Annotated in this window: 20 protein-coding genes; 6 read left to right on the plus strand and 14 right to left on the minus strand. The window is 70.6% G+C overall.

The features are described 5' to 3' along the window. Positions 1–17 precede the first annotated feature (17 nt). The 4 genes from QWJ39_RS00155 to mtrA form a co-directional block, all read right to left on the minus strand. Positions 18–1,031: a phosphoribosyltransferase family protein gene (locus tag QWJ39_RS00155; protein WP_290255688.1), complete on the minus strand. Its 1,014-nt coding sequence runs from the start codon at positions 1,029–1,031 to the stop codon at positions 18–20. A gap of 83 nt (positions 1,032–1,114) precedes the next feature. After that, complete coding sequence (locus QWJ39_RS00160) at positions 1,115–2,857, minus strand: LpqB family beta-propeller domain-containing protein (RefSeq protein WP_290255689.1); 1,743 nt, start codon at positions 2,855–2,857, stop codon at positions 1,115–1,117. Continuing rightward, on the minus strand, positions 2,854–4,722 hold the full coding sequence (mtrB, locus tag QWJ39_RS00165) for an MtrAB system histidine kinase MtrB (protein WP_290256458.1): 1,869 nt from the start codon (positions 4,720–4,722) through the stop codon (positions 2,854–2,856). The genes QWJ39_RS00160 and mtrB overlap by 4 nt, the downstream gene beginning before the upstream one ends. A 142-nt stretch (positions 4,723–4,864) precedes the next feature. Next, positions 4,865–5,539 (minus strand): MtrAB system response regulator MtrA, encoded by a 675-nt coding sequence (gene mtrA, locus QWJ39_RS00170; protein WP_290255690.1) that lies wholly within the window; start codon positions 5,537–5,539, stop codon positions 4,865–4,867. Positions 5,540–5,669: 130 nt separating this feature from the next. Between mtrA and QWJ39_RS00175 the strand changes: the two genes are divergently transcribed. Next, positions 5,670–6,380: a DUF4166 domain-containing protein gene (locus QWJ39_RS00175; RefSeq protein WP_290255691.1), complete on the plus strand. Its 711-nt coding sequence runs from the start codon at positions 5,670–5,672 to the stop codon at positions 6,378–6,380. Positions 6,381–6,398: 18 nt separating this feature from the next. Here the strand turns inward: QWJ39_RS00175 and QWJ39_RS00180 are convergent, their stop codons facing one another. From QWJ39_RS00180 to QWJ39_RS00215, 8 genes are all read right to left on the minus strand, one after another. Continuing rightward, positions 6,399–7,439 (minus strand): hypothetical protein, encoded by a 1,041-nt coding sequence (locus QWJ39_RS00180; protein ID WP_290255692.1) that lies wholly within the window; start codon positions 7,437–7,439, stop codon positions 6,399–6,401. After that, entirely contained in the window at positions 7,436–7,858 is a 423-nt protein-coding gene (locus tag QWJ39_RS00185) for a chorismate mutase (RefSeq protein WP_290255693.1), read from the minus strand. The genes QWJ39_RS00180 and QWJ39_RS00185 overlap by 4 nt, the downstream gene beginning before the upstream one ends. Positions 7,859–7,967: 109 nt before the next feature. Further along, positions 7,968–9,680, minus strand: a complete 1,713-nt coding sequence (locus QWJ39_RS00190; protein ID WP_290255694.1) for an ABC transporter ATP-binding protein — start codon at positions 9,678–9,680, stop codon at positions 7,968–7,970. Then, entirely contained in the window at positions 9,677–10,717 is a 1,041-nt protein-coding gene (locus tag QWJ39_RS00195; RefSeq protein ID WP_290255695.1) for an ABC transporter permease, read from the minus strand. Before QWJ39_RS00195 ends, QWJ39_RS00190 begins: the two co-directional genes overlap by 4 nt. Position 10,718: 1 nt before the next feature. Next, positions 10,719–11,810 (minus strand): ABC transporter permease, encoded by a 1,092-nt coding sequence (locus QWJ39_RS00200; RefSeq protein ID WP_290255696.1) that lies wholly within the window; start codon positions 11,808–11,810, stop codon positions 10,719–10,721. Between the two features lie 131 nt (positions 11,811–11,941). Further along, positions 11,942–13,576: an ABC transporter substrate-binding protein gene (locus QWJ39_RS00205; protein WP_290255697.1), complete on the minus strand. Its 1,635-nt coding sequence runs from the start codon at positions 13,574–13,576 to the stop codon at positions 11,942–11,944. Between the two features lie 215 nt (positions 13,577–13,791). After that, entirely contained in the window at positions 13,792–14,916 is a 1,125-nt protein-coding gene (gene mnmA, locus QWJ39_RS00210) for a tRNA 2-thiouridine(34) synthase MnmA (RefSeq protein WP_290255698.1), read from the minus strand. 143 nt (positions 14,917–15,059) lie between these two features. After that, positions 15,060–16,286: a cysteine desulfurase family protein gene (locus QWJ39_RS00215; protein WP_290255699.1), complete on the minus strand. Its 1,227-nt coding sequence runs from the start codon at positions 16,284–16,286 to the stop codon at positions 15,060–15,062. 127 nt (positions 16,287–16,413) lie between these two features. On the opposite strand from QWJ39_RS00215, the gene QWJ39_RS00220 reads away from it, so the two are divergent. Next, positions 16,414–17,421 (plus strand): DMT family transporter, encoded by a 1,008-nt coding sequence (locus QWJ39_RS00220; RefSeq protein ID WP_290255700.1) that lies wholly within the window; start codon positions 16,414–16,416, stop codon positions 17,419–17,421. On the opposite strand, the gene QWJ39_RS00225 is transcribed toward QWJ39_RS00220, so the two are convergent. Continuing rightward, positions 17,328–18,014 carry a hypothetical protein gene (locus QWJ39_RS00225; protein WP_290255701.1) on the minus strand — a complete coding sequence of 229 codons (687 nt, stop codon included), beginning with the start codon at positions 18,012–18,014 and terminating at the stop codon, positions 17,328–17,330. The genes QWJ39_RS00220 and QWJ39_RS00225 overlap by 94 nt on opposite strands. Positions 18,015–18,021: 7 nt before the next feature. Further along, positions 18,022–18,966, minus strand: a complete 945-nt coding sequence (locus QWJ39_RS00230) for a diacylglycerol kinase family protein (RefSeq protein WP_290255702.1) — start codon at positions 18,964–18,966, stop codon at positions 18,022–18,024. 126 nt (positions 18,967–19,092) lie between these two features. Here QWJ39_RS00230 and QWJ39_RS00235 point away from each other — a divergent pair, with 126 nt between their 5' ends. The 4 genes from QWJ39_RS00235 to QWJ39_RS00250 all read left to right on the plus strand — a co-directional run bounded on the left by QWJ39_RS00235 (position 19,093) and on the right by QWJ39_RS00250 (position 22,293). Then, the gene (locus tag QWJ39_RS00235) at positions 19,093–20,064 is read left to right on the plus strand and encodes a DnaJ domain-containing protein (RefSeq protein WP_290255703.1); all 972 of its coding nucleotides are present in this window, start codon (positions 19,093–19,095) and stop codon (positions 20,062–20,064) included. A 29-nt stretch (positions 20,065–20,093) separates the two neighbouring features. Next, positions 20,094–20,561 carry a tRNA (cytidine(34)-2'-O)-methyltransferase gene (locus QWJ39_RS00240; protein ID WP_290255704.1) on the plus strand — a complete coding sequence of 156 codons (468 nt, stop codon included), beginning with the start codon at positions 20,094–20,096 and terminating at the stop codon, positions 20,559–20,561. A gap of 207 nt (positions 20,562–20,768) precedes the next feature. Continuing rightward, positions 20,769–21,371 carry a sigma-70 family RNA polymerase sigma factor gene (locus QWJ39_RS00245; RefSeq protein ID WP_290255705.1) on the plus strand — a complete coding sequence of 201 codons (603 nt, stop codon included), beginning with the start codon at positions 20,769–20,771 and terminating at the stop codon, positions 21,369–21,371. A 1-nt stretch (position 21,372) separates the two neighbouring features. Beyond that, entirely contained in the window at positions 21,373–22,293 is a 921-nt protein-coding gene (locus QWJ39_RS00250) for an anti-sigma factor (protein WP_290255706.1), read from the plus strand. The last annotated feature ends 53 nt before the right edge of the window (positions 22,294–22,346 follow it).

Consider the following 22,346-nt stretch of genomic DNA (forward strand, 5'->3'; position numbering starts at 1 on the left):
GGTACCCATGTTCGACGTTAGTTCATCGCCACCTGTTCTTCACCCTTTTGTGGTTTATTTTTTTCCATTGCGACCCCGTCCGGCGCCCTGCCGCGGGTCTTGGGTTCCGACACGTGGGAGGCGGGCGGGCGTGTCGCGGCGAGCACGACCGCTCCCCTGACGTCGGCTCCCGCGGAACGGAGAACCCGGGCCGCTTCCGCCAGGGTGGCGCCGGTGGTGAGGACGTCATCGATGAGGATGCAGGGGCGTCCGGCCAGCGCCGGCCCGGTCATCCCGCGGCGGATCCGCATCGACCCGCGCAGCCTCCGGGTGCGCCCGGCGCGGTCCAAACCCTTCTGAGAAGTCCCGCCCTTCCGAGACATCCTGCCTTTCTGAGCAGTCCCGCTCTGCCGGGTGGCCCCATTCCATGCAACCGCCAGGATTCGGATCTTGCGCAGGATGTCGGCGGTTTCCGTCCCGGGCGGCAGGCGCCCGCGGGCCCGGGCACGGGAGAGAACCAGGTGCACCGGGCTGAATCCCCGACGTCGGAAGGCGGCGGACGTCGTGGGCACCGGGACGAGCAGGGTGCCCGGGAGAGGTCCGGCGGCCGCAAGCGCGGCGCCCAGACACCGGGCGAGGTCCTCGGCCACCGCCCGTTGGCCGTGTTTCTTGAACGACAGCAGGGCCTGGGCGAGCTCGGCGCGGTAGACCCCGGCCGCCACCACCGGCAGCAGGACCGAACCGTCCATGTCCATCAGGACGGGGGCGCGTGCCTCGGCCCGGAACGGCCTGCGGGTCAGCTGCCGGAGCCTGCGGCCGCAGGCCGGGCACAGGACCCCGTCCTCCGCCCCGCAGCAGGCGCATTCCGCGGGGAGAACGAGCGTCAGCAGTTCGGCAGCTGCTGCTGCCACGGTGTCGGCCAGGCGGGCCAGCCACGATCGGTAGCCGCCACGGTGCCGGGCAGCCTCGGGCGGCGGGAGTAGGTCCGGGTCCGTGCCCCGCGCCGGGCGGCGGCGCGGCGGCTGCGGGTGCGCGGTGGGAGGCTGGGTCATGGCTCCAGCCTGCACCGTCTCGGTGGCCGCGCCCGGGTCAGGATGCGGCTATGTGGACAACCGGCCGGGACTGCCCACGGGCCCTACCCCGGGAAGGCCGGGTCGATGGCGCCCTTGAGCTGCAGGGACCAGCCGTTGCCGAGCCGCTGGAAGATGCCGTCAGCCGACTGGCCGTAGATCTCCGCCGTGCCGTTGCCGGCGCTGAGCCCGGTGAGGCCGGCCCACGGGGCCAACTCCTGCGGGGCGGTGCCGGTCATCGACAGCAGCTCCGGGGTGACGTTTTCCGTCGCGGCCCCCCTCATCACGGCCACCGTCAGGTCGTTGACCCACACGCCCTGGTCCGGGTCGTGCGCGGTCAGCAGCGTCACCGGGGCGGTGAGGTCCTTGGGCGTGCCGTCGGCGTTGCGGATGATGCCGGTGAGCTGCACGCGGGTCTTGCCGTTCAGCGACGAAATCACCATCGCGCGCGTCCCGTCGCGGGCCACCCGGAATTCCTTGACCAAAGCTCCGGCGAGCCAGGCGCCGGTGAGCGTCACCGTCGGCACGGTAGCGCCTTCGGCCACCCCGGTGGGACGATAGGCGGCGACTTCGGTGGCACCGTTCGCCCCGGGACCGGCGCTCCAGACCCAGTCGAAACGGTCGAACGAGGGCCGGGACAGCGTGCCCCGGGTCGCCAGGGCCCGGGCGGGCTGCCCGGGAATGATCGAGTACAGCGTGGTGCGGCCGGCGTTCAGGAACGCGGCGGCCTGGCTGGCCGGCGACTCGGCGGGGAACCGCGGTCCCAGGGCGCTGACCGACGCGATATCCGGGAGGGGTCCGATCTTGTTGTTCTCCACCCGGACCAGGTCGTTGTTGCTGACGGCGATCTGCCGCGCCGGCACGTCCTTGTCGCGAATCGGGGGCAGGACGGAGCCGTTGTCGTCCACCCGGACCAGGTCCTGGTTGGCGCGCAGCTCGACGTTGATCACGTCGGGCTGACTGCGGAAGGTCAGGGCCAGCTGGGTCTGCATCCTGAGCCGGTCCTCGTTGGAGGCGTCGGTGAGGTCCTTGGCCGTCAGGTCCACCTGGGCGGCGCCGGAGACCACGGGCACGGATTCGCGGGCCAGTTTGATGCCGGCCGGGAAGGCGCTGACCGCTGCGCCTTTCAGGTAGGGGGCGGGGCCGCCCAGCAGGGCGCTCGTCATGGCCTTGACGGTCTTCTTCTTGATGAACCAGCGCACGTCCGGGACCGCGTACGTGAATGTCGGGTCGTAGAAGTAGATCGGGTACGCGCCGTAGATGACCTTGAAGGTCTCCTCTGGAATGGCGGTGCCGTCGGGGATGTCCGCGATCCGCCACTCGCCGTCGACCTTGGTCAGCGTCGCGGGGACGTTCTCGGTGGTGCCCTCCGGCAACTGGGTGGCGATCCCGTCGGCGTCGACCGTGTACGCCAAATCCAGCCGGTAGTTGTAGACGTTCTCGACGGCGGTGGGCACCACCTGCGCGGAGCGGTAGACCAGCACCCGCTGGTCCGGTTTCCACTTCACCGAGGACGCCTGGGTGAGGTACTGCCGCGCCACCGCGTAGTCGTCCTCGTAGCCGCTGCCGGCCAGGTAGAAGTCCTCGATCACGGATTCGGGTCCGGCGCCGGGGCGTGGGGCTACCGGGAAGAACACCGGGGCGTTGTTCGGCTTGCCGGCGCTCTCGTCGCTGCTCTTGCCCACCGGCCCGGAGCGCGGAATCTGCGCGCAGGCGCCCAGCAGCAGCACCATGGCCAGCAGCGCCGCGGCGAAGCGGACCAGCTTACCGGTGCGCGTGCCGGCCGTACGTCCCGTGGTGGTCCTCATGCCTGGTCCTCCCCTGCGGCGGGGCTGTTCGCCGGGCCGCCTGATGACGCGTCCGCGCCCGTGCCGGGGCCCGCACCACTGCCCGTGCCCGGGACAGGGGCCGGGCCCGCAACGATGCCTGGGACTGCGCCCGGGGCGGCGTGGTTCAGCAGCACCATCTGGTTGCCGGTGCCGCCGTCGAGTCCGACGTCGGCAGGCTCGAGCTGCAGCGGCGACCGGCCGATACTTTCGCCCTGGCGCAGCGGGAGGGTGAGCCGGAAGTTGGAGCCGCTGCCCTTCTTGCCCCAGGCCTGCAGCCAGCCGTTGTGCAGCTTGGTGTCTTCGGTGGCGATCGAGAGGCCCAGGCCGCTCCCGCCAGTGGTGCGGGCCCGAGCGGGGTCGGCACGCCAGAACCGGTCGAAGACGCGCGCTGCCTCGGCCTGGGTCATGCCGATGCCGTGGTCCCGGACGGCGACGGCGACGGCGGTGTCGTTCGCGGCGACGGAGACGTTAACGGGCCGGCCTTCACCGTGTTCGAGCGCGTTGAGGATGAGGTTGCGCAGGATCCGGTCGATCCGCCGGTCGTCCATTTCGACGATGATGCTGACCTCGGGCGCGTGCAGGGTCACCTCGGAGCCGTATTCGGCGGCCACGGGGGCTACGCCCTCGAGGACGTGGTCGACCAGCTGCAGGATGTCCGTGGGTTCGGCGTCGAGCATGGCCACACCGGCGTCGAAGCGGGAGATCTCCAGCAGGTCAGCCAACAGCGACTGGAAGCGTTCCACCTGGTGGTAGAGCAGCTCGGCGGACCGCTTGTTGATCGGGTCGAAGTCCTCGCGGGCGTCGTAGAGGACCTCGGCGGCCATCCGGACGGTGGTCAGCGGGGTCCGAAGCTCGTGCGAGACGTCCGAGACGAAGCGCTGCTGCATCTGGGACAGGGTGGCCAGCTGGGTGATCTGTTCCTGCAGGCTGGCGGCCATGTGGTTGAAGGAGGCGCCCAGACGGGCCACCTCGTCCTCGCCCTTGACCACCATGCGTTCCTGCAGCTGGCCGGCGGCGAGCTTTTCGGAGACGACGGCGGCGTGGCTGACCGGGCTGACGACGTTGCGCGTGACGTACCAGGCGACGGCGCCGATCAGCAGCACCAGCACGGCCGCGCCGACCAGCAGGACGTTCTGGATCTCGTCCAGGGTCTTCTGCGCCGTATTCAGGTCGTAGATGAGGTAGAGCTCGTACACGGTGCCGTTGAAGGTCACCTTGTTGCCGACGGCGATGCCTGGCCGGTCCTCGGTACCCACCGGGAACTCGGTGGAGGCCCAGAACTGGTCCTTGCCCGACTGCTGCACGGCCTTGCGCAGGTCCGGCGGGATCACGGCAATGGTGAGCTGGTCGGAGGCGCGGGATTCCACCCAGCGGTTGCGCGGCTTGGTCTGCTCCGGCATCGCCTCGAAGACGTACCGGCGCTGGATGACCGAGCCGCGGCCCTCGACGGCGTTCAGGGTGTCATAGACCAGGGTGATGACGCTGGACTGGTCCGTGACCTGGGCGCCGTCGAAGGTGTCCTGGACCTGCTTGACGTTGTAGCGGGTCTCCGATTCGGCCTGAGCCAGCCGCTCCTGGAAGAGGTTATTAGCGATCTGGTTGGAGAGGTAGGCGCCCACGACCGCGAAGGACCCGATGGCCAGCAGCAGCGTGGTCAGCACGGTGCGGAACTGCAGCGATCGGCGCCAGCGGCGCTGCAGTGCGCGCAGCAGGTAGCGGGTGGCGGGCAGGGCGCGGGAGGCGCCGATGAGCACCAGGCGAAGCACGCGGACGGCGACGATCCGGGCGCGGCGGGCCCAGATCCCGGCGCGGAACAGCACGGACCGGCCGTGGCGGGTGGTCAGGGCTTCATTCTCCGGCCGCTCCGAAGCGGGCTCGGAGGACACCGGCGACGGGGTCACCGGCCCGGAAGTCACCGGCGACGGAGCCTCCGGTCCGGAAGACTCCGGCCCGGGAGTGGCCGGTGCGGGGGTGCCGCTGCCGGGCTCAGGACCCTGCTTTGTAGCCGACACCACGGACCGTCAAGACAACTTCGGGGGCTTCGGGGTCGCGTTCGATCTTCGAGCGCAGCCGCTGGACGTGGACGTTCACCAGGCGGGTGTCCGCCGCGTGGCGGTAACCCCAGACCTGCTCCAGCAGCAGTTCCCGGGTGAAGACCTGCCACGGCTTGCGGGCCAGGGCCACCAGCAGGTCGAATTCCAGCGGAGTCAGCGAGATCCGCTCGCTGTTGCGGCTGACCACGTGGCCGGCGACGTCGATCGTGACGTCGGCGATGCGGAGGGTCTCGGGTGCCTTCTGGTCGCCCGGGCGGAGGCGGGCGCGGACGCGGGCCACGAGCTCGGCGGGCTTGAACGGCTTGGGGACGTAGTCGTCGGCGCCGGATTCCAGGCCCCGGACCACGTCCGAGGTGTCCGCCTTCGCGGTGAGCATCACGATCGGCACGTCGGATTCGGCGCGGATCTGGCGGCAGACCTCGATCCCGTCGATCCCCGGCAGCATCAGGTCCAGCAGGACCAGATCCGGCTTGGCGGAGCGGAAGACCTCGAGGGCCTGCCCGCCGTCCGCGCAGAAGACGGGGTCGAAGCCGTCGTTGCGCAGCACAATGCCGATCATCTCGGCCAGGGCCTCGTCGTCGTCCACTACCAAAATCCGTGCCTTCATACGTTATATATTCCCTTATTGAAATGGCTTTGTCGTATTCGTGCGGCTCCCGGCATGGCGCGGACCGCCGGCCGGGGCAGGTAGATTCGTCCCAGGGCCGGCGGGCGGCCCGCAGTCCGAGGAGGATGCCGTGAACCGTGTGGACCCCATCTACCGGCTGGGCCTGGGCGGGGACTTCGCCCGGCTGCAGCCCGAACTCCAGGACTACTTCTCCCTCGTCCAGGGCTCCGGCCACTACGGGGTGGGCGAGGGCGTGTTCGACGTCGTGGGCTGCCGGCAGCGCTGGCTGCGCCCCTTCATGCGGGCCGTCACCGGGGAGCAGGCGTTCTTCCCCGAGTACGGCGAGGGCATCCGGTTCCGGATCGAAAACCACGCCCACCTGGACCCCTTCGGCCGGCCCAGCCTGACGGCACGGCGCGAGATCTTCTTCCCCGGCGTCACCCGGGTCTTCTCCGACACCACCAGCTGGGACACGACCGGCGGCCGGCACCGGCTGGTGGACTACGTGGGCCGGTACCGCCGGCTGGCCACGGACCTGAACCTCAGTGTCACCCCGGAGGGCCGGCTCCGCGGCGTCTCGGAGGCATCCCGGTTGCTGCTGGGTCCGCTGCGGCTGCCGCTGCCGGGCCCACTGGACGCCAAGGCCTACGCCGAACAGTGGTGGGACGCCGCGGAGGGCAAGCACCGGATCCAGGTCAAGGCCATCCAGCCGCAGGTCGGCCTGGTGCTTGTCTATGCCGGCCGCTTCGACTACCGGCTGGAGCCGTACCCGGACGGCACCGGGGCCGCCGGCTACCTGCCCGCGTACGCCCGGCCCGACCGCTGGGAATCCCGGGTCTGAAGCGAGGGCTCCGGGGCGCTAGCCCAGGGCGATCTGGTTCAGCGCATCGGCCGCGTGGGTCAGCCGTGCCAGCACCCTGGTGGCCGACGACGGCGAGTGCCCGGCCAGTCCCCCGGCGGGGGTGAGCCGGACCGCGCCGAGCGAGGAGCCCGGCAACCCGAGCTGGCGCCAGGGCCGCCACAGCGCCTCGGCCAGGGTCCGGGCGGACGGCGGTTCCGCCGCGGGGTCCTCCACCGGCAGCACCCCGGCCCAGATCTTTCGCCCGGACTCCACCGCGCCGGCGAGGTGTTCCCACTGGCGGGAGGTCAGGGCACGCAGCGGCACGGCGATGCCATCGGCGCCGGCGCCGAGGATCCTCTCGATGGGTGCTTCCACCTCGGGGACCGCGATGACGACCTCCTCCGCGCCGGCGGCGTGCAGGGCGTCCACCACCAGGCGCCAGGATTCGGTGACCTCGGAGCCGGCCACGGCCCGCAGGGTCCGGTAGCCGCTGGCGGTGGGAATCGTCCCGGCCAGGACGGCGGCGGCGTCGGGTTCCTCCAGCTGGACAACCAGCCGGGCGCCCGGCACGGCGGCGGCCACGGCCCGCAGGTGGGCGCCGACGCCGGCGGCGAGGGACTCGGCGAGGTCCCGCCGCGCGCCGTGGTCCAGGAGTGCCCGTTCCCCGCTGTGCAGGTGCAGGCCGGCGGCGAGGCTGAGCGGCCCTTGGAGCTGGATTTTCAGGGCGTCGGCGGACACCGACTCGGTGCCGGCGACGTCCGCGAGGACGTTGATGTCGGTGGCCAGTGCGGACCGGGCGCGGCGGGCGTCCCGGCCGGGGCGGTCCACCAGGCGCCAGCCGTGCGGCTGCACGTCGACGGCGAGGCCCTCCAGGAGCGCGGCTGTCCGGCCCAGGGCGTCGGAGCCGACGCCGCGGGAGGGCAGTTCGGCCAGGAAGGGCAGGTGCGGGGCGCCGAGTTCGCCGCGGATGATGCGGGCGGCTTCCAGCGGGTCCGTCCCCGGCCAGGGCCCGTGGGCGGTGGCGGTGACCTGGGCGGCCCCGGTGTCGGTGCCGCTCACGCCTGGGCGGAGACGGCGGTCCCGGCGGCGTCCGCCCGGCCCGCGGCCTGGTGGTCCTCGGCGATGGCCTCGTGGTGGCGGATGACCTCGCCGATGATGAAGTTCAGGAACTTTTCCGCGAAGGCGGGGTCAAGGTGCGCCTCGGCGGCGAGCCGGCGGAGCCGGGCGATCTGGGCGGTTTCGCGGCCCGGATCCCCCGCCGGCAGCTGGTGCTTGGCCTTGAGGTGGCCCACCTTCTGCGTGGCCTTGAACCGTTCGGCCAGGAGGTAGACCAGGGTCGCATCGATGTTGTCGATGCTGGACCGGATGGAGAGCAGTTCCGCCATCACCGCGGGATCGACCTGGCCGGCCAGGGAACTGGCGGCGGGGTCGTAGTCGTCATCGGCGTCGTGGTGGAGGCTCTGGCTCTGCTCGGTCATTGCTCCAGTCTAGGGGCTGGGCGCCCGATGAACCGGGTGTTAAGCGGCGCTGCCCGCCGTCCGGTGCGGACGGCGGGCAGCGCTGTGGTGGCGGGTGCCGGCGCGGACGTCAGCTGCCCAGGACGGCGCGGAACTGCTCCCGGCGCCGGGCCTGCTCCTCCGGGTCGGGGACCGGGAGGGAGGCGATGAGCTTCTTCGTGTAGTCGTGCTGCGGGTTGCCCATGACCTGGCTGCCCAGCCCCTGCTCGACCATCCGGCCCTTGTAGAGGACGCCCACCCAGTGCGAGAGGATGTCCACCACAGCGAGGTCGTGGCTAATGAACAGGCAGGCGAAGCCGAACTCGGCCTGGATGTCCTTGAACAGCTCCAGGACCTTGGCCTGCACCGACACGTCCAGCGCCGACGTCGGTTCGTCGGCGATCAGCAGCTTCGGGTTCAGGATCAGGGCCCGTGCCAGGGAGGCGCGCTGCCGCTGGCCGCCGGAGAGTTCGTGCGGGTACCGGTCCGCGTAGGCCGCGGGCAGCTGCACGGACTCCAGCAGCTCCCGGGTCCGCTGGCGTGCCTGCGCCGGCGTCGGCTTGCTGTGGATCACCAGCGGTTCCGCAATGCACTCGCCGATGGTCAGCTGCGGGTTGAACGACGCCGCCGGGTCCTGGAACACGAAGCCGATCTGCTTGCGCAGCGGCTTGAAGCTGCGCTCCTTGAGGTTGAGCATCTCGTAGTCGAGAACTTTCAGGCTGCCGCCGGTGGTCTTGTTCAGGCCCGCGATGGCCCGGCCGATGGTCGTCTTGCCGGAGCCGGACTCGCCCACCAGGCCAAAGACCTCGCCCTCCGAGAGGGTGAAGTTCACCCGGTCGACGGCCTTGAATGCCGGGCTGCCGAGGCGTCCCGGGTACTCGATGGTGAGGTCCCTGGCCTCGACCAGCACCTTCCCGCCCTGGTGGGCGCGTTCGGTCATCCCCGCCGAGGCGGAGTTGCGGCCCAGGTGCGGGACGGCGGCGAGGAGCTTCTTCGTGTAGTCCTGCTTCGGCTCGGCGAAGAGCACCCGGGAGGTGGCCTCCTCGACGACGTCGCCCTGGTACATCACGACGACGCGGTCCGCGAGGTCGGCGACGACGCCCATGTTGTGGGTGATGAGCACGATCGAGGTGCCGTACTGGTCCCTGAGGTCGCGGAGCAGCTCGAGGATCTCCGCCTGCACGGTCACGTCCAGGGCGGTGGTCGGCTCGTCCGCGACGATCAGTCCCGGGTTCAGGGCCAGCGCGGCGGCGATGACGACGCGCTGCTTCTGGCCGCCGGAGAACTGGTGCGGGTAGTAGTTGACCCGCGTCTCCGGGTCCGGGATGCCCACCTTGCGGAGGGCTTCGACGGCGCGGGCCTTGGCGTCCTTGGCGCTGACCTTGCCGCCGTTGCGGCCGGCGTGCGCGCGGATGCCTTCGGCGATCTGCCAGCCCACGGTGAACACCGGGTTCAGTGCGGTGGAGGGTTCCTGGAAGACCATCGCGACGTCGCGGCCGCGGATTTCCCGCAGCTTGGAGGCGCTGACGCTGATGACGTTGTTGCCGTTGATCAGCACCGCTCCGGAGCTGATGGCCGTCTCCGGCAGCAGGCCCAGGATGGTCTTGGCGGTGACGGTCTTGCCGGAGCCGGATTCGCCGACGATCGCGACGACCTCCCCCGGGTTGACCTCCAGGCTGACGTCCTTCACGGCGTAGACGTCCCCGGCGTCCGTGGCGAAGGTGACCTTGAGGTGGTCGATGTCCAGCACGGGGCCGGCGCCGCGGCCGTGCTGGTCGGCTGCGTGGCCGATATTGGTGGTCATGACGTGCTCACTTCTGCTGTTGGTGCTGCCGTGGCCGGGCCGGGGCCGGCGGCATTGGATCCGGCAATGTTGGTTCCGGCCTTGCCGGAAGCCTTCTTGCGGCCGCGCAGCCGGGGGTCGTTGAGGTCGTTGATGCTCTCGCCCACCAGGGTCAGGCCGACGACGGTCAGGACGATGGCCAGGCCGGGAAAGACGCCGGTCCACCAGATCCCGGAGGTGGTGTCGGAGAGGGCCTTGTTCAGGTCGAAGCCCCACTCGGCGGCCGACGTCGGTTCGATGCCGAAGCCCAGGAAGCCCAGGCCCGCGAGGGTCAGGATGGCCTCCGAGGCGTTCAGCGTGAAGATCAGCGGCAGGGTCCGGGTGGCGTTGCGGTAGATGTGCCGGGTCATGATGCGCACGTTCGAGGCGCCCACCACCTTGGCCGACTCGACGAACGGTTCGGCCTTGAGCCGGATGGTCTCGGCGCGGATGACCCGGAAGTACTGCGGGATGAAGACCACGGTGATGGAGATCGCCGCGGCGAGGATGCCGCCCCAGAGGCTGGAACGGCCGCCGCTAATCACGATCGCCATGACGATGGCCACCAGCAGGGACGGGAAGGCATAGACGGCGTCGGCGATGACCACCAGGATCCGGTCCAGCCAGCCGCCGATGTAGCCGCTGACCAGGCCGAGGATCACGCCGATGAAGATCGACATGATGACGGCGACGACGATCACCATGGCGGCGGTCTGGGCGCCCCAGACGACGCGGGAGAACACGTCATAGCCGCCCACGGTGGTGCCGAGCAGGTGCTTGCCGCCCGGCGCCTGCTGGGCGGGGAACCCGCCGTCGGCGTCGGAGATCTGGGCGGAGCCGTAGGGCGCGATCAGCGGAGCGAAAACGGCGGTGAGGAGGAAGATGGCGGTCAGGATGAGGCCCGTGACCAGCATGCCGCGCTGCAGGCCGACGCTCTTGTTGAAGTGGGACACGACCGGCAGGCGCCGGAACCACGGTTCCCTGCGGTTTTCCGCGGCGATGGTGGATTCAGTGCTCATGTCAGTACCTCACGCGGGGGTCGATCAGCGCGGCGACGATGTCCACGATGAAGTTGGTTACGGCCACGATTACGGCCAGCAGCACCACGATGCCCTGGACGGCCACAAAGTCGCGGGCCGTCAGGTAGGTAGCGAGCTGGAAGCCCAGGCCTTTCCATTCGAAGGTGGTCTCGGTCAGCACGGCACCGCCGAGCATGACGGCGATCTGCAGGCCCATGACCGTGATGATCGGGATCAGCGCGGGCTTGTAGGCGTGCTTGGTCACCAGGCGGTATTCGCTGACGCCGCGGGAACGCCCGGCCTCGACGTAGTCCTTGCCGAGGGTGCCGATGACGTTGGTGCGCACCAGGCGCAGGAAGATGCCGGCGGTGAGCAGGCCGAGGGCGACGGCGGGCAGCACCGCGTGCGCGGTGACGTCGCCGAGCGCGGCCATGTTGCCGCTGCGCAGCGAGTCCAGCCAGTAGATCCCGGTCGGCGCGGACAGCGCGGTGAGGGCCAGTTCGGTGGAGGTCTTCGCCCGTCCGGCGACCGGCAGCCAGCCCAGCCACACGGAGAAGGTCAGCTTCAGCAGCATGCCGGCGAAGAACACCGGGGTGGCATAGCAGAGGATCGCGAAGATGCGCAGCACGGCGTCGGGGGCCTTGTCGCGGCGGTGCGCGGCCACCATGCCCAGCGGGATGCCTACCACCAGGGCCACGAGAAGGGCGTTGATGGACAGCTCGAGGGTCGCGGCGCCGTAGGTGGTGAGCATCTCGGAGACCTGGCGGTTGTCCGAGAGCGTGGTGCCGAAGTTGCCGGTGATCAGCTGGCCCAGGTACTCGAAGTACTGGACGAAGATGGGCCGGTCATAGCCGGCGGAGTGGATCCGCTCGGCGAGCTGCTCGGGAGGGAGCCGGCCGCCGAGGGCCGCAGTGATCGGATCGCCCGTGATGCGCATCAGGAAGAACACGAGCGTCACGAGGATCAGGATGGTCGGAAAGATCAGCAGGAACCTGATCAGGATGTATTGGCCCAGTCCCCCGCCGGACGACTTCTTCTTGGTCGGCATCAGGCCGTCGGCATCGCTGGGCGGTGCCTCGATAAGTGTTGTCATTGGTACCTAAATGTGTGTTTCCGTCGGCTTCGTGGGCCTTGGGAATCGGTTGTCCTGCCCTCAGCACGGAGGCGGGACGCCGCGCGGGCGCCCCGCCTCTGTGGCTGGTCAGGACCGGATGGGGATGGGACCTACTTGGAAATTACGCCAAGCCGGGTCTTGAAGGATGCGTCGAGGGTCTTGTCGACGCCCTGGACGTCCTTGCCGGCAACCATGAGCTGGGCGCCCTGGAGCAGCGGCAGGGAGGGCAGGTCCTTGGCGACGGCCGTCTGGGCGTCACCAAGGACCTTTTCGCGCTCACCCTTGTCAACGGTGGTGAGCTGCTTCTTGATCAGGTCCGTCACGGCCGGGTTCTCGTAGTGGTTCTTGAGGAAGTTGCCCGGGATGAAGAACGGGGTCAGGTAGTTGTCGGCGTCGGAGTAGTCCGGGAACCAGCCGAGCTGGTAGACGGGGTAGACGTCCTTGGTGCGGTCCTTGGAGTAGGTGACCCACTCGGTGGACTGCAGGTCGACCTTGAAGAGGCCGGACTTCTCCAGCTGCTCCTTGATCATGGCGTACTCGTCGCCGGAGGACTTGCCGTAGTGGTCCGGGTTGTACTGCAGCTTCAGCGTGACCGGGCCGGTGACGCCGGCGTCGCTGAAGGCCTGCTTGGCCTTGTCCAGGCTGGGCTTGCCGCTGCCGTCGCCGTACATGTCCTTCATCGGCTTGATGGCGCCGACGAAGCCGTCCGGAACGACGGAGTATGCGGGCAGGTAGGTGCCCTTGTAGACCTGGGTGGCGATCGCGTCGCGGTCGACAATGTCGGCCATGGCCTGACGGACGGCCAAGGCCTTCTTCGGGTCGGCCTCGGGGGTCTTGGCGCCGAAGGGCATGGTGTCGAAGTTGAAGACGATGTAGCGCAGCTCGCCGCCCGGGCCCTTGTGGACCTTGACCTTGGAGTCCTTCTCGAGGTCGGCGGCGTCGGTCGCGGTCAGGCTGCGGCCGGCGACGTCGATGTTGCCCTGCTGGACATCGAGCTTGAGGTTGTTGGAGTCGGCGTAGTACTTGATGGTGGCGCTGTCGTTCGCCGGCTTGCCCAGGAGGCCCTTGTAGTCGGGGTTGGCCTTGAGGCTGATCAGTTCGTTCTTCTTGTAGCTCTCGATCGTGTACTGGCCGGCGAAGGGCTTGGCCTTGACGATGTCGTCGTCGCTCATCAGTTTGTCGGCCGGGAAGACTTCTTCGTCCACGATCGGGCCGGCGTTGGCGGCGAGCACGCCCGGGAAGACCTGGTCGTTGCCTTCCTTGAGCTTGAAGACGACGGTGGTGTCGTCCTTGGCGGTGACCGAGTCCAGGTTGCCCAGCAGCGATGCGGGGCCGTTGTCATCGTTGATCTTCACGACGCGGTCGATCGAGAACTTCACGTCCGAGGAGGTCAGGGCGTGGCCGTTGGCGAACTTGAGCCCGGACTTGAGCTTGACGGTGTACTCGGTGGGGGTGGTGAAGGAGGCAGACTCGGCAATGTCCGGGCTGGAGTCGGCCGTGCCCGGCTTGGAGTTGAGCAGGAACGGGTAGATCTGGTTCATCACCATGAACGAACCGGCGTCGTAGGAGCCCGCCGGGTCGAGGGTGACCACCTTGTCGGTGGTGCCGTACGTAATGGCGCCGCCGGAGGCCGAGCCACCGGAGGACGTTCCGCCGCCGGAGGGGCCGGTGCAGGCCGTCAATGCAAAGGCGGAAACCCCGGCCAGCGCGATGGCGCTCTGCAGGGCCTTTTTGTTCATTGCCATCTGTGAACTTTCTGTTCGATGAGTGCTCGTGGGCCGCCGAAAAGCTCGACTCGGGGCGGCGCACGGTCCTGATTTTCTGATTCAACCAGAACACCGCAGGGTGTACCGCTAAATCTTGTGAGTTGAGACACAAAATTTACACCACGCGGGGCTTCTCATCGTTTCCTTCAGGTTTCTGGCCGGTTTCCGGCCCTCCGGAAGGAAGGCAGCAGCGGCTAGAGGGCCGCCCTCTGCAGGGAGCGGGCGGCGTCGATCGTCGCCTGCCCGAGGACCCGGCTGCCCTGGTAGAGCACCACGGTCTGGCCCGGGGCAACCCCGCGCAGCGGCTCGGCGAGGGTGACCACCAGCTCGCCGGAACCGGCGTCGTGCTCCATCCGGGCCGACGCGGGCACGGGGTCGCCGTGGGCGCGGACCTGGGCGTGGCAGTCGAAGTCGGCGCCGGTGGCGATCTCGGCGATCGGCAGGCCGGCCCAGGAGACCTTGATGCCGCGGATCTCGTCGATGGCCAGCAGCGCCTCGGGGCCCACCACCACCTTGTTCTCCTTCGGGCGGATCTCCAGGACGAAGCGGGGCTTGCCGTCGGCGGCGGGCGTGCCGAGCTTGAGGCCCCGCCGCTGGCCGACAGTGAATGCGTTCGCACCGGGGTGTTCGCCCACCTTGGCGCCGGTCTCATCCACGATGTCGCCGCCGGTCATCTCGATCTTCTCGGCGAGCCAGCCGGCGGTGTCGCCGTCGGGGATGAAGCAGATGTCGTGGCTGTCGGGCTTGTTCGCCACGGACAGGCCGCGGCGTTCGGCCTCGGCGCGGACCTCGGCCTTGGAGGGGGTGTCCGCGAGCGGGAACATCGAATGCTTGAGCTGTTCGTGGGTGAGCACGCCCAGGACGTAGCTCTGGTCCTTGGCCCAGTCAGCGGCACGGTGCAGCTCGGGGTTGCCATCGGCGTCGGTGATGACCTTGGCGTAGTGGCCGGTGCAGACGGCGTCGAAGCCGAGGGCGATCGCCTTCTCCAGCAGCGCCGCGAACTTGATCCGCTCGTTGCAGCGCATGCACGGGTTGGGCGTGCGGCCGGCGGCGTATTCGTCGATGAAGTCCTGGACCACGTCCTCCTTGAACCGCTCGGAGAAGTCCCAGACGTAGTACGGGATGCCCAGCACGTCGCAGGCCCGCCACGCGTCACGGGAGTCCTCGATGGTGCAGCAGCCGCGGCTGCCGGTGCGCAGCGTTCCCGGCATGCGGGAGAGCGCCAGGTGGACCCCGACGACGTCGTGCCCGGCTTCGACGGCGCGGGCTGCTGCGACGGCCGAATCGACGCCGCCGCTCATGGCTGCAAGAACTCGCATACTGGCTTTCTCTGGGGAGTGGGAGAAGGGCGCCGGAATAACACACCGCCCAGCCCCGATTCTACCGCCGCGCCGGAGGCTGCCCCAAAAACCGCCCCGGGCCGCCGTCGGCGGCGGCCCGGCCGGCGGCGCCGTCGGGAGGCCTAGCCCAGGGCGTTGCGGCGGGCCACGGTGCCCGCGGTCTGGATGCTGGATTCGTGCCCAGCCATGCCGGCCTGCCGGGCCCGGGCGTACGCGCCGGGCAGCGCGGCCAGCAGCGCGTCGACGTCGGCGTCGGTGGAGGCGTGGCCCAGGCTGAAGCGCTGCGCGCCGCGGGCGGTGTCCTCGTCCAGCCCCATGGCCAGCAGCACGTGGGAGGGACGCGGGACCCCGGCGGTGCAGGCGGAGCCGGTGGAGGACTCCACCCCGGCGAGGTCCAGGAGGAACAGCAGCGAGTCGCCCTCGCAGCCGGGGAAGGTGAAGTGGGCGTTGCCGGGCAACCGGCCCTCCCCCGGGGCGCCGCGCAGCACCGCCTCCGGCACGGCGGCGCGGACGCCGTCGATCAGCCGGTCCCGGAGCGCCGTGATCCGGGCGGTCTCCTCCCCCAGCCGGGCCGTGGCCGCCTCCGCGGCGGCGGCGAAGGCCGCGATCGAGGCCGTGTCCAGCGTGCCGGAGCGCACGTCACGCTCCTGCCCGCCGCCGTGCTGGACCGGGGTGAGGGTGACGGCGCGGCCCAGGACCAGGGCCCCGACCCCCACCGGGCCGCCGATCTTGTGGCCGGAGATGGACATGGCGTCCAGGCCGCTGGCGCGGAAGTCCACCGGCAGGGATCCGAAGGCCTGCACGGCGTCCGAGTGGACGGGGACGCCGGCGGCGTGGGCCAGCCGCACGGCCTCGGCTACGGGCTGGATGCTGCCGACCTCGTTGTTGGCCCACATGAGCGTGAGCAGGGCGATCGACTCCGGGTCACGCTCAAGTTCGGCCGCGAGCGCGGCCAGGTCCAGCACGCCGTCGGAGTCCACGGGCAGCCAGGCCACCTCGGCGCCCTCGTGCCGTTCCAGCCACTCGACGGTGTCCAGCACGGCGTGGTGTTCAATCGTGGAGCACAGGATCCGGGTACGGCGGGAATCCTGGGCTCGGCGGGCCCAGTAGAGACCCTTGACGGCCAGGTTGTCCGCTTCCGTGCCGCCCGAGGTGAAGATGATCTCGGAGGGGTGCGCCCCGGCGGCCGCGGCGAGCGCCTCGCGGGCGTCCTCGACGGCGCGGCGGGCCCGGCGGCCGGAGCCGTGCAACGAGGATGGGTTGCCGGTGCGGGCAAGCTCCCGGGTCAGGGCGGCGAGCGCCTCCGCGGCGAGCGGGGTGGTGGCGGCATGGTCGAGGTAGGCAGGCACCCTCCAATTCTACCGGCGGCCTGTCCCGCCGTCGGTGGCCGCCCGCGGGGCCGCTACTGAATCCACTGCGGAACGACGTCGAAACGGTTGCCGGTCCGGTCCCGGCGCGCTGGTGTACATTCGAGCGGTGAAAGCGCCCCTGTACCTGGTCCTGGCCACCCTGTTCTGGTCCGGAAACTTCGTCGTCGGGCAGGCCGCCGTGGCGTCCATGTCGCCGCTGGACCTGACCTTCTGGCGCTGGACCCTGGCCGCGCTGCCGCTTTTGGCATTGGCCCACGTCGTGGAGAAGCCGGACTGGCGCGCGGTGCTGCGCCGCTGGCCGGTGCTGCTCCTGCTCAGCGCGTTGGGGATGAGCTGCTACACCCTCCTGCTGTACGGGGCACTGGCCTTCACCTCCGCGGTGAACGCCTCCCTCATCACCGCGGCGAACCCGGCCCTGATCGTGGTGCTGGCGGTGCTGTTCCTGGGCGAGCGCACCACCCGGCTGGGCTGGCTGGGCATCGGCCTGGGGCTGCTGGGGGTGCTGCTGGTCCTGACCCAGGGCCGGCTGGAGCGGATCCTGAGCCTGTCCATCAACACCGGTGAGCTGCTGATGATCGGCGCGATCGTGGTCTGGGGCTGCTACACGATCATCGCCCGCCGGCTGGCGCTGCCGCCGATCGCCGCCACGGCGGTGCAGGTGGCCATGGCCTCCGTGACCCTGGCCCCGCTGGCGCTGGCCTTCCACGCCCGGCTGCCGGACACCCCGGCCGAGGCCTGGTCGCTGGCCTACATCGCCGTGTTCCCCTCACTCGGCGCCTACCTGTTCTGGAACCTTGCCCTGCGGACCACCCCGCCCGGGACGGCCGGGAACTACCTGAACCTGATGGTGGTGTTCACCGCCGCGATCACCGTGGCGCTGGGCACGGCGCTGACGGTGGTGCAGATCCTCGGCGGGATCCTGGTCATCGCCGGGGTGCTGCTGACCGGGCTAAGGGGCCAGCCCCGGGCCCTGCCGCTCACAGCGGCCCCGGCTACGGCCTCTTCGGCGTCCCCCGCCCGTCAGGACGACGGCGGCAGCACGGCCAGGCGCGCGGCGACGTCGGCGCGGGCCGCGGCCAGCGAGCCCCGGTCCGGGCACGCCACGGACACGTAGACCGACGAGCCTGCCTTCGCGAACATCCGGGCGTAGCTGACGGCCGCCCGCGTGCCGGCCGCGCCGCCGTCGTAGACCAGTACCTCCACGCGGGGGCCGGGCTTGTCCGCGTCGCCGCCCCAGCGAAGGGTGTCGGTGGCGAGGTAGCCGGGCAGGATGCTGGGGTCCAGGTAGTGGAACAGAGCCTCCGTGGAGGCCTTGTCGTTTCCGGGAACCGCCAGCGGCCCCTGGTTGGTGCTCACCCGGGCCGCCGCCTGGCAGCCGTCGGCCTTCTTGTAGATGCTGGCCCCGGCCGTGCCCTGCCCCCCGGCGGACCAGCCCGGGGCGTCCTTGAGCCCGTCGGAGAGTTGGACGGGGACCCCGGCGGCGAGGCTTTCCCCCGCACTGAACGGCAGGTCGCGGGCGGCGACGGCGTCCGCGTCGTGGCCCGGGGTGACGGTAGGGGTGGCGGGGGCCGGCACGCCGGTGGAGGTGGCGGGCGCCGGGGCGGCCGGGTCGGGCACGCCGACGCTGCATCCGGACACGGCCAGCAGCAGGACCCCAAGTAAGGGCAGGGCCGCGGCCGGGGCGCGGCGGAACGAGGAGACGGGCATTGGACTCCTAGGCCAGCACCCGGAGGGCCCCGGGCACCACGTCGATGGTCAGGGGCAGCGGTCCCAGCCGCTCACCGTCCGCGTAGGCGACGACGCCGTCGGCCTCCAGCACCACCCGGCGCACCCGGCGCAGTTCCACGGCGGGGTGGCCGACGTGCCGGCCGGTGAAGACCTTCGGGAAGACGGCCAGGAGTGCGGCGCGGGAGAGCGGGTGCACCACGAACAGGTCCAGGAGGCCGTCCTCCAGGCTCGCCTCCGGAGCGATCGCCATGCCGCCGCCCATGGAGCGGCCGTTGGCGACCGAGACCAGCATGGCGCCCTGCCGGCGGCGCTCGCCGTCGATGGTCAGGGTGTAGTCGATGGCGGTGAATCCGGCCAGTTCGCGGAGCATGGCCAGGTTGTAGCGGGACTGGCCCCGCGGCCAGCGCCAGCCGTTGGCGCGTTCGTTGACGGCCGCGTCGAAGCCCGCGGAGAGGACGCCGGCGAACCAGTGCGTCCGGCCGGCAGACACCGCGCGGCCGGCGTCGATCCGCCGTCCGCCGGAGCCGAGGGCCTCGAGGACGCGCTCCACCGCGGCAGGAATGTCATGCCGCGGCAGCTCCAGCATCCGGGCCAGGTCGTTGCCCGTGCCGGTGGGGATGATGCCCAGCGGGGTCCCGGCGGCGGTCCCTGCGCCGGCCGAGGGGGCGCCGCCGTCGGCCCAGGCGACGGCGGGCACGGCGGCGAGCGCATTGACGCCCAGGTGGACCATGCCGTCGCCGCCGACCACCACCAGGGCGTCCACTCCGCCAGCGACGGCGTCGGCCACCCGCGCGGCGAGGGCGGCATAGCTGTCCTCGCAGAGCAGCTCCACCTCCGCGCCGGCAGCCCGGAAACACTCCGCCGCCGCTCCGCCGGCGTGCCGGCCGCGGCCGAACGAGGCGCGGGGGTTCACGGCGAGGGCGATCTTCATGGCCTGAATTATGCCAGCCGCCGGGGAACCTTCCACGGCTCCGCGCTCGTTGTTCCCCTCAAGCCGGTTAAACTGGCGACGCCGGAGCCGCCGGCGGGAAGTCCCCTCGAGGCAAAGGAACGGTGCGTGACGCAGGGCAGCAGTTCGCATTACCAGGTCCTTCGGATTCCGGTCACGGCGACGGAGAAGGACATCAAGGTGGCGTACCGGAAGGCCGCACGCACCGCCCACCCTGACCACGGCGGGGACCCGGCCACGTTCCGTCGCGTCACCCTGGCCTACGAGACCCTCATCGACGCCCGTCGCCGGGCCGACTACGACCGTTCCTACGGCAGCGGGACCTCGGCCGCCAGCCGGATTCCCCCGGAGGACGAGGGCGCGCACTTCGACGCCCCGGCCGCCGGCAGCCGCGCCTCGGCCCACGTGCGCCGGCCCAACACACCGCGCAGCACCGCCGCGGACGCACCCGTGTACGTCCCCTCCTTCGAGGAGTTGGCGGCGGACGGCGAGGTGCCGCTGATCCCGCCGTCGACGGCGCGCCAGCAGGTCCACGGGATGCCCCGCCGCCGGGGCATCTTCGGTGCCGAGGCCCGGATCCAGCGCGAACTGCGGACGGTGCAGCTGCTCTCCCGGCAGGTCCTCCCCGGCATCCCGGCCGCCCGGCTGATCAACGGGCTGCAGTCCCCGGCGGACAACAGCCACATCGATCACGTGCTGCTCTCCGGTTACCGGATGGCGATCATCGGCTCCATGCTGCTGCCCCCGGGCGCGTACGCTTGGGACGGACGCACCCTGAACCACGGCGGCCGCTCGGTCGCCCCGCCGCAACTGGCCCACGTGGTCCGTCGGATGCAGGACATCTTCCCCGAACTCAACGTCACCGGCTGGACCGTGGTGCACAGCACCGACGGCAACCTGCACGAGCCCGTGATTGACCGGCCCGGACGCCGGCGGGGCGGGGAGGACGCCTTGGAGACCGTCCAGGTGGTCAATGCCGCCGGCCTGGCCCGGGGACTGAAACAGTTCCTCGGCTCAGGTCCTGCCCCCAACACGGTCCTGGTGCCGGTCCTGGCCCGGCTGCTGCGCGGGATGCACTAGCCGCCGGGGCCGCTGGCTAGGATGGGAACGTGTTCCGCATCCTCTTCGACAGCCCCGAAATTCCGGGTAATACCGGCAACGCCATCCGCCTCGCGGCCATCACCGGGGCGCAGCTGCACCTGGTGGAGCCGCTGGGTTTCGACTTCTCCGACGCCAAGCTTCGGCGCGCGGGCCTGGACTACCACGACCTCGCCGTCGTGACCGTGCACCCGGACCTGGCCACGGCGTGGGAGGCCCTCCAACCGGAACGGGTCTTCGCCTTCACCTCCGACGGCGACACCTCCTACACCGACGTCGCCTACCGCCCGGGGGACGTGCTGATGTTCGGCAGGGAATCCGTGGGCCTGTCCGAGGAGGCCAAGCACGACCCGCACGTCACCGCACGGGTCCGGCTACCCATGCTTCCGGCGCTTCGTTCGCTGAACCTGGCCAATGCCGCCTCGATCGCCGTCTACGAGGCGTGGCGGCAGAATGGTTTCGCCGGCGCCAAGCTCTGAACGGCCCCGTTTAAGTCCCTCCCATCCAACTCCGGCGCGGCGCCGAATCCTTCATGGACACCACATACGCCAGCCAAGGAAAGGAGCGAGGAGCGGCCCGTGAGCACACTCCAGGTACACAGGTCCGGCGGATCGCACCGAACGGGGCACCCCCTGCGGGCCCGGCCTGACCTCCGCGCGGGCGGCGGCGGCCTATGCTTGAAGGTGATGGAAACTCCGAACGCCCCGAACCGCGAGGCCGCTCCCCCGTCGAGCCCCGCCGATGTGAACCACCGGCTCGGTGTGCTGCTCGAACAGATCGCCGGCGGCAGCCAGACCGCCTTTGCCGAGTTCTATGAGCTCACCTCCCGCCGTGTCTTCGGCATGGCCCGCAGGGTCCTGATCGATCCCGAGCTGAGCGAGGACACCACCCAGGAGGTCTTCCTCCAGGTCTGGCAGAACGCGGCAAAGTTCGACTCCGCCGCCGGCAGCCCGCTGGCCTGGCTGATGACCATCTCGCACCGGCGCGCCGTGGACAAGGTCCGCTCGACCCAGTCCGCCAGCGACCGGGAGGCCCGCTACGGTGCCAGCAGCCAGGACATCGACCACGACTCCGTGTCCGACGAGGTCGGCGGCCGGCTCGAGGCCGAGGCGGTGGTCCGGTGCCTGGAAACGCTGACGGATACGCAGCAGGAATCCGTCAGGCTCGCCTACTACGGCGGGCTTACCTATCGTGAGGTGGCGGAGAAATTGAACGCCGCCGTGCCCACCATCAAGTCCCGCATCCGCGACGGCCTGATCCGACTGAAGAACTGCCTGGGGGTGAGTTGAGATGAACGACATTAATCCGCTGAACGGCGGGCGACCCGCCGGCGGTTTCTCCGCCGACATCGCCACCGATCTCGCCTCCGGCCGCGCCGTCGACTTGGCCGAGGTGTACGCGCTGCACGCCCTCGACGACGGCGAACGCGACGCCGTCGACCGCTATCTGTCCTCCGCCCCCGCCGCCGAGCGGGCCGAGTTCGAGGAACGCGTGCGTCAGGCCCGGGAGACCCTGGCCATGAGCTTCACCGCCGAGGAGGAACCACCCGCCGGGCTGTTCGACAAGATCTCCGCCGCGCTGCCCACGGCCGCTTCGGCGTCGACCCCTGCGACCCCGGAACCGGGGACACCGGAGTCCGGGGCACCCGTCGTAGCCCTCCCGGGCGCCTCCGCCCCGGTGGTCGCCCGGCCCGTCCGGGACGCGGCCCAGGCAACCGGCTCCGACGACCTTGCCGCGGCCCGGGAGCGCCGGGAGCAGCGCCGCCGCCCGCAGGGCATGCGTACCTGGCTGATCGGCGTCGCAGCGGCGGCCGCCGTCGCCGTCGGCGGGGTGGGCGTGGGTGCCTACATCGCCAACCAGAACGACCCGATGGCCCAGGTGCTGCAGGCCGGTGACGTGAAGAAGGAAACCATCGACGTGATCGGCGGCGGCACGGCGTCGCTGACGCTGTCATCGTCCAAGGACGCCGTCGTGGTCAAGATGAACGGCGTGCCCGCTCCCCCGTCCGGCAAGGTCTACCAGATGTGGCTGATCCCCAAGGACGGGTCGGCCCCGGTCTCCAAGGGGCTGATGGACGCCGAGGCGCTGTCCAAGCCCGCCGTGGTCACCGGCATCGGCTCCGCGGCGGCGCTGGGCATCACGGTGGAACCGGTGGGAGGGTCCAAGACACCCACCATGCCCACGGTGGCGGCGGCCTCGTTGGGAGCCTGAGCGGCCGCGCGAACAATCTCTACAACGACAAAAGCCGCGCCGACCCCGGAATT

This window comes from Arthrobacter sp. YD4 (assembly GCF_030410515.1).
Classification (GTDB): domain Bacteria; phylum Actinomycetota; class Actinomycetes; order Actinomycetales; family Micrococcaceae; genus Arthrobacter.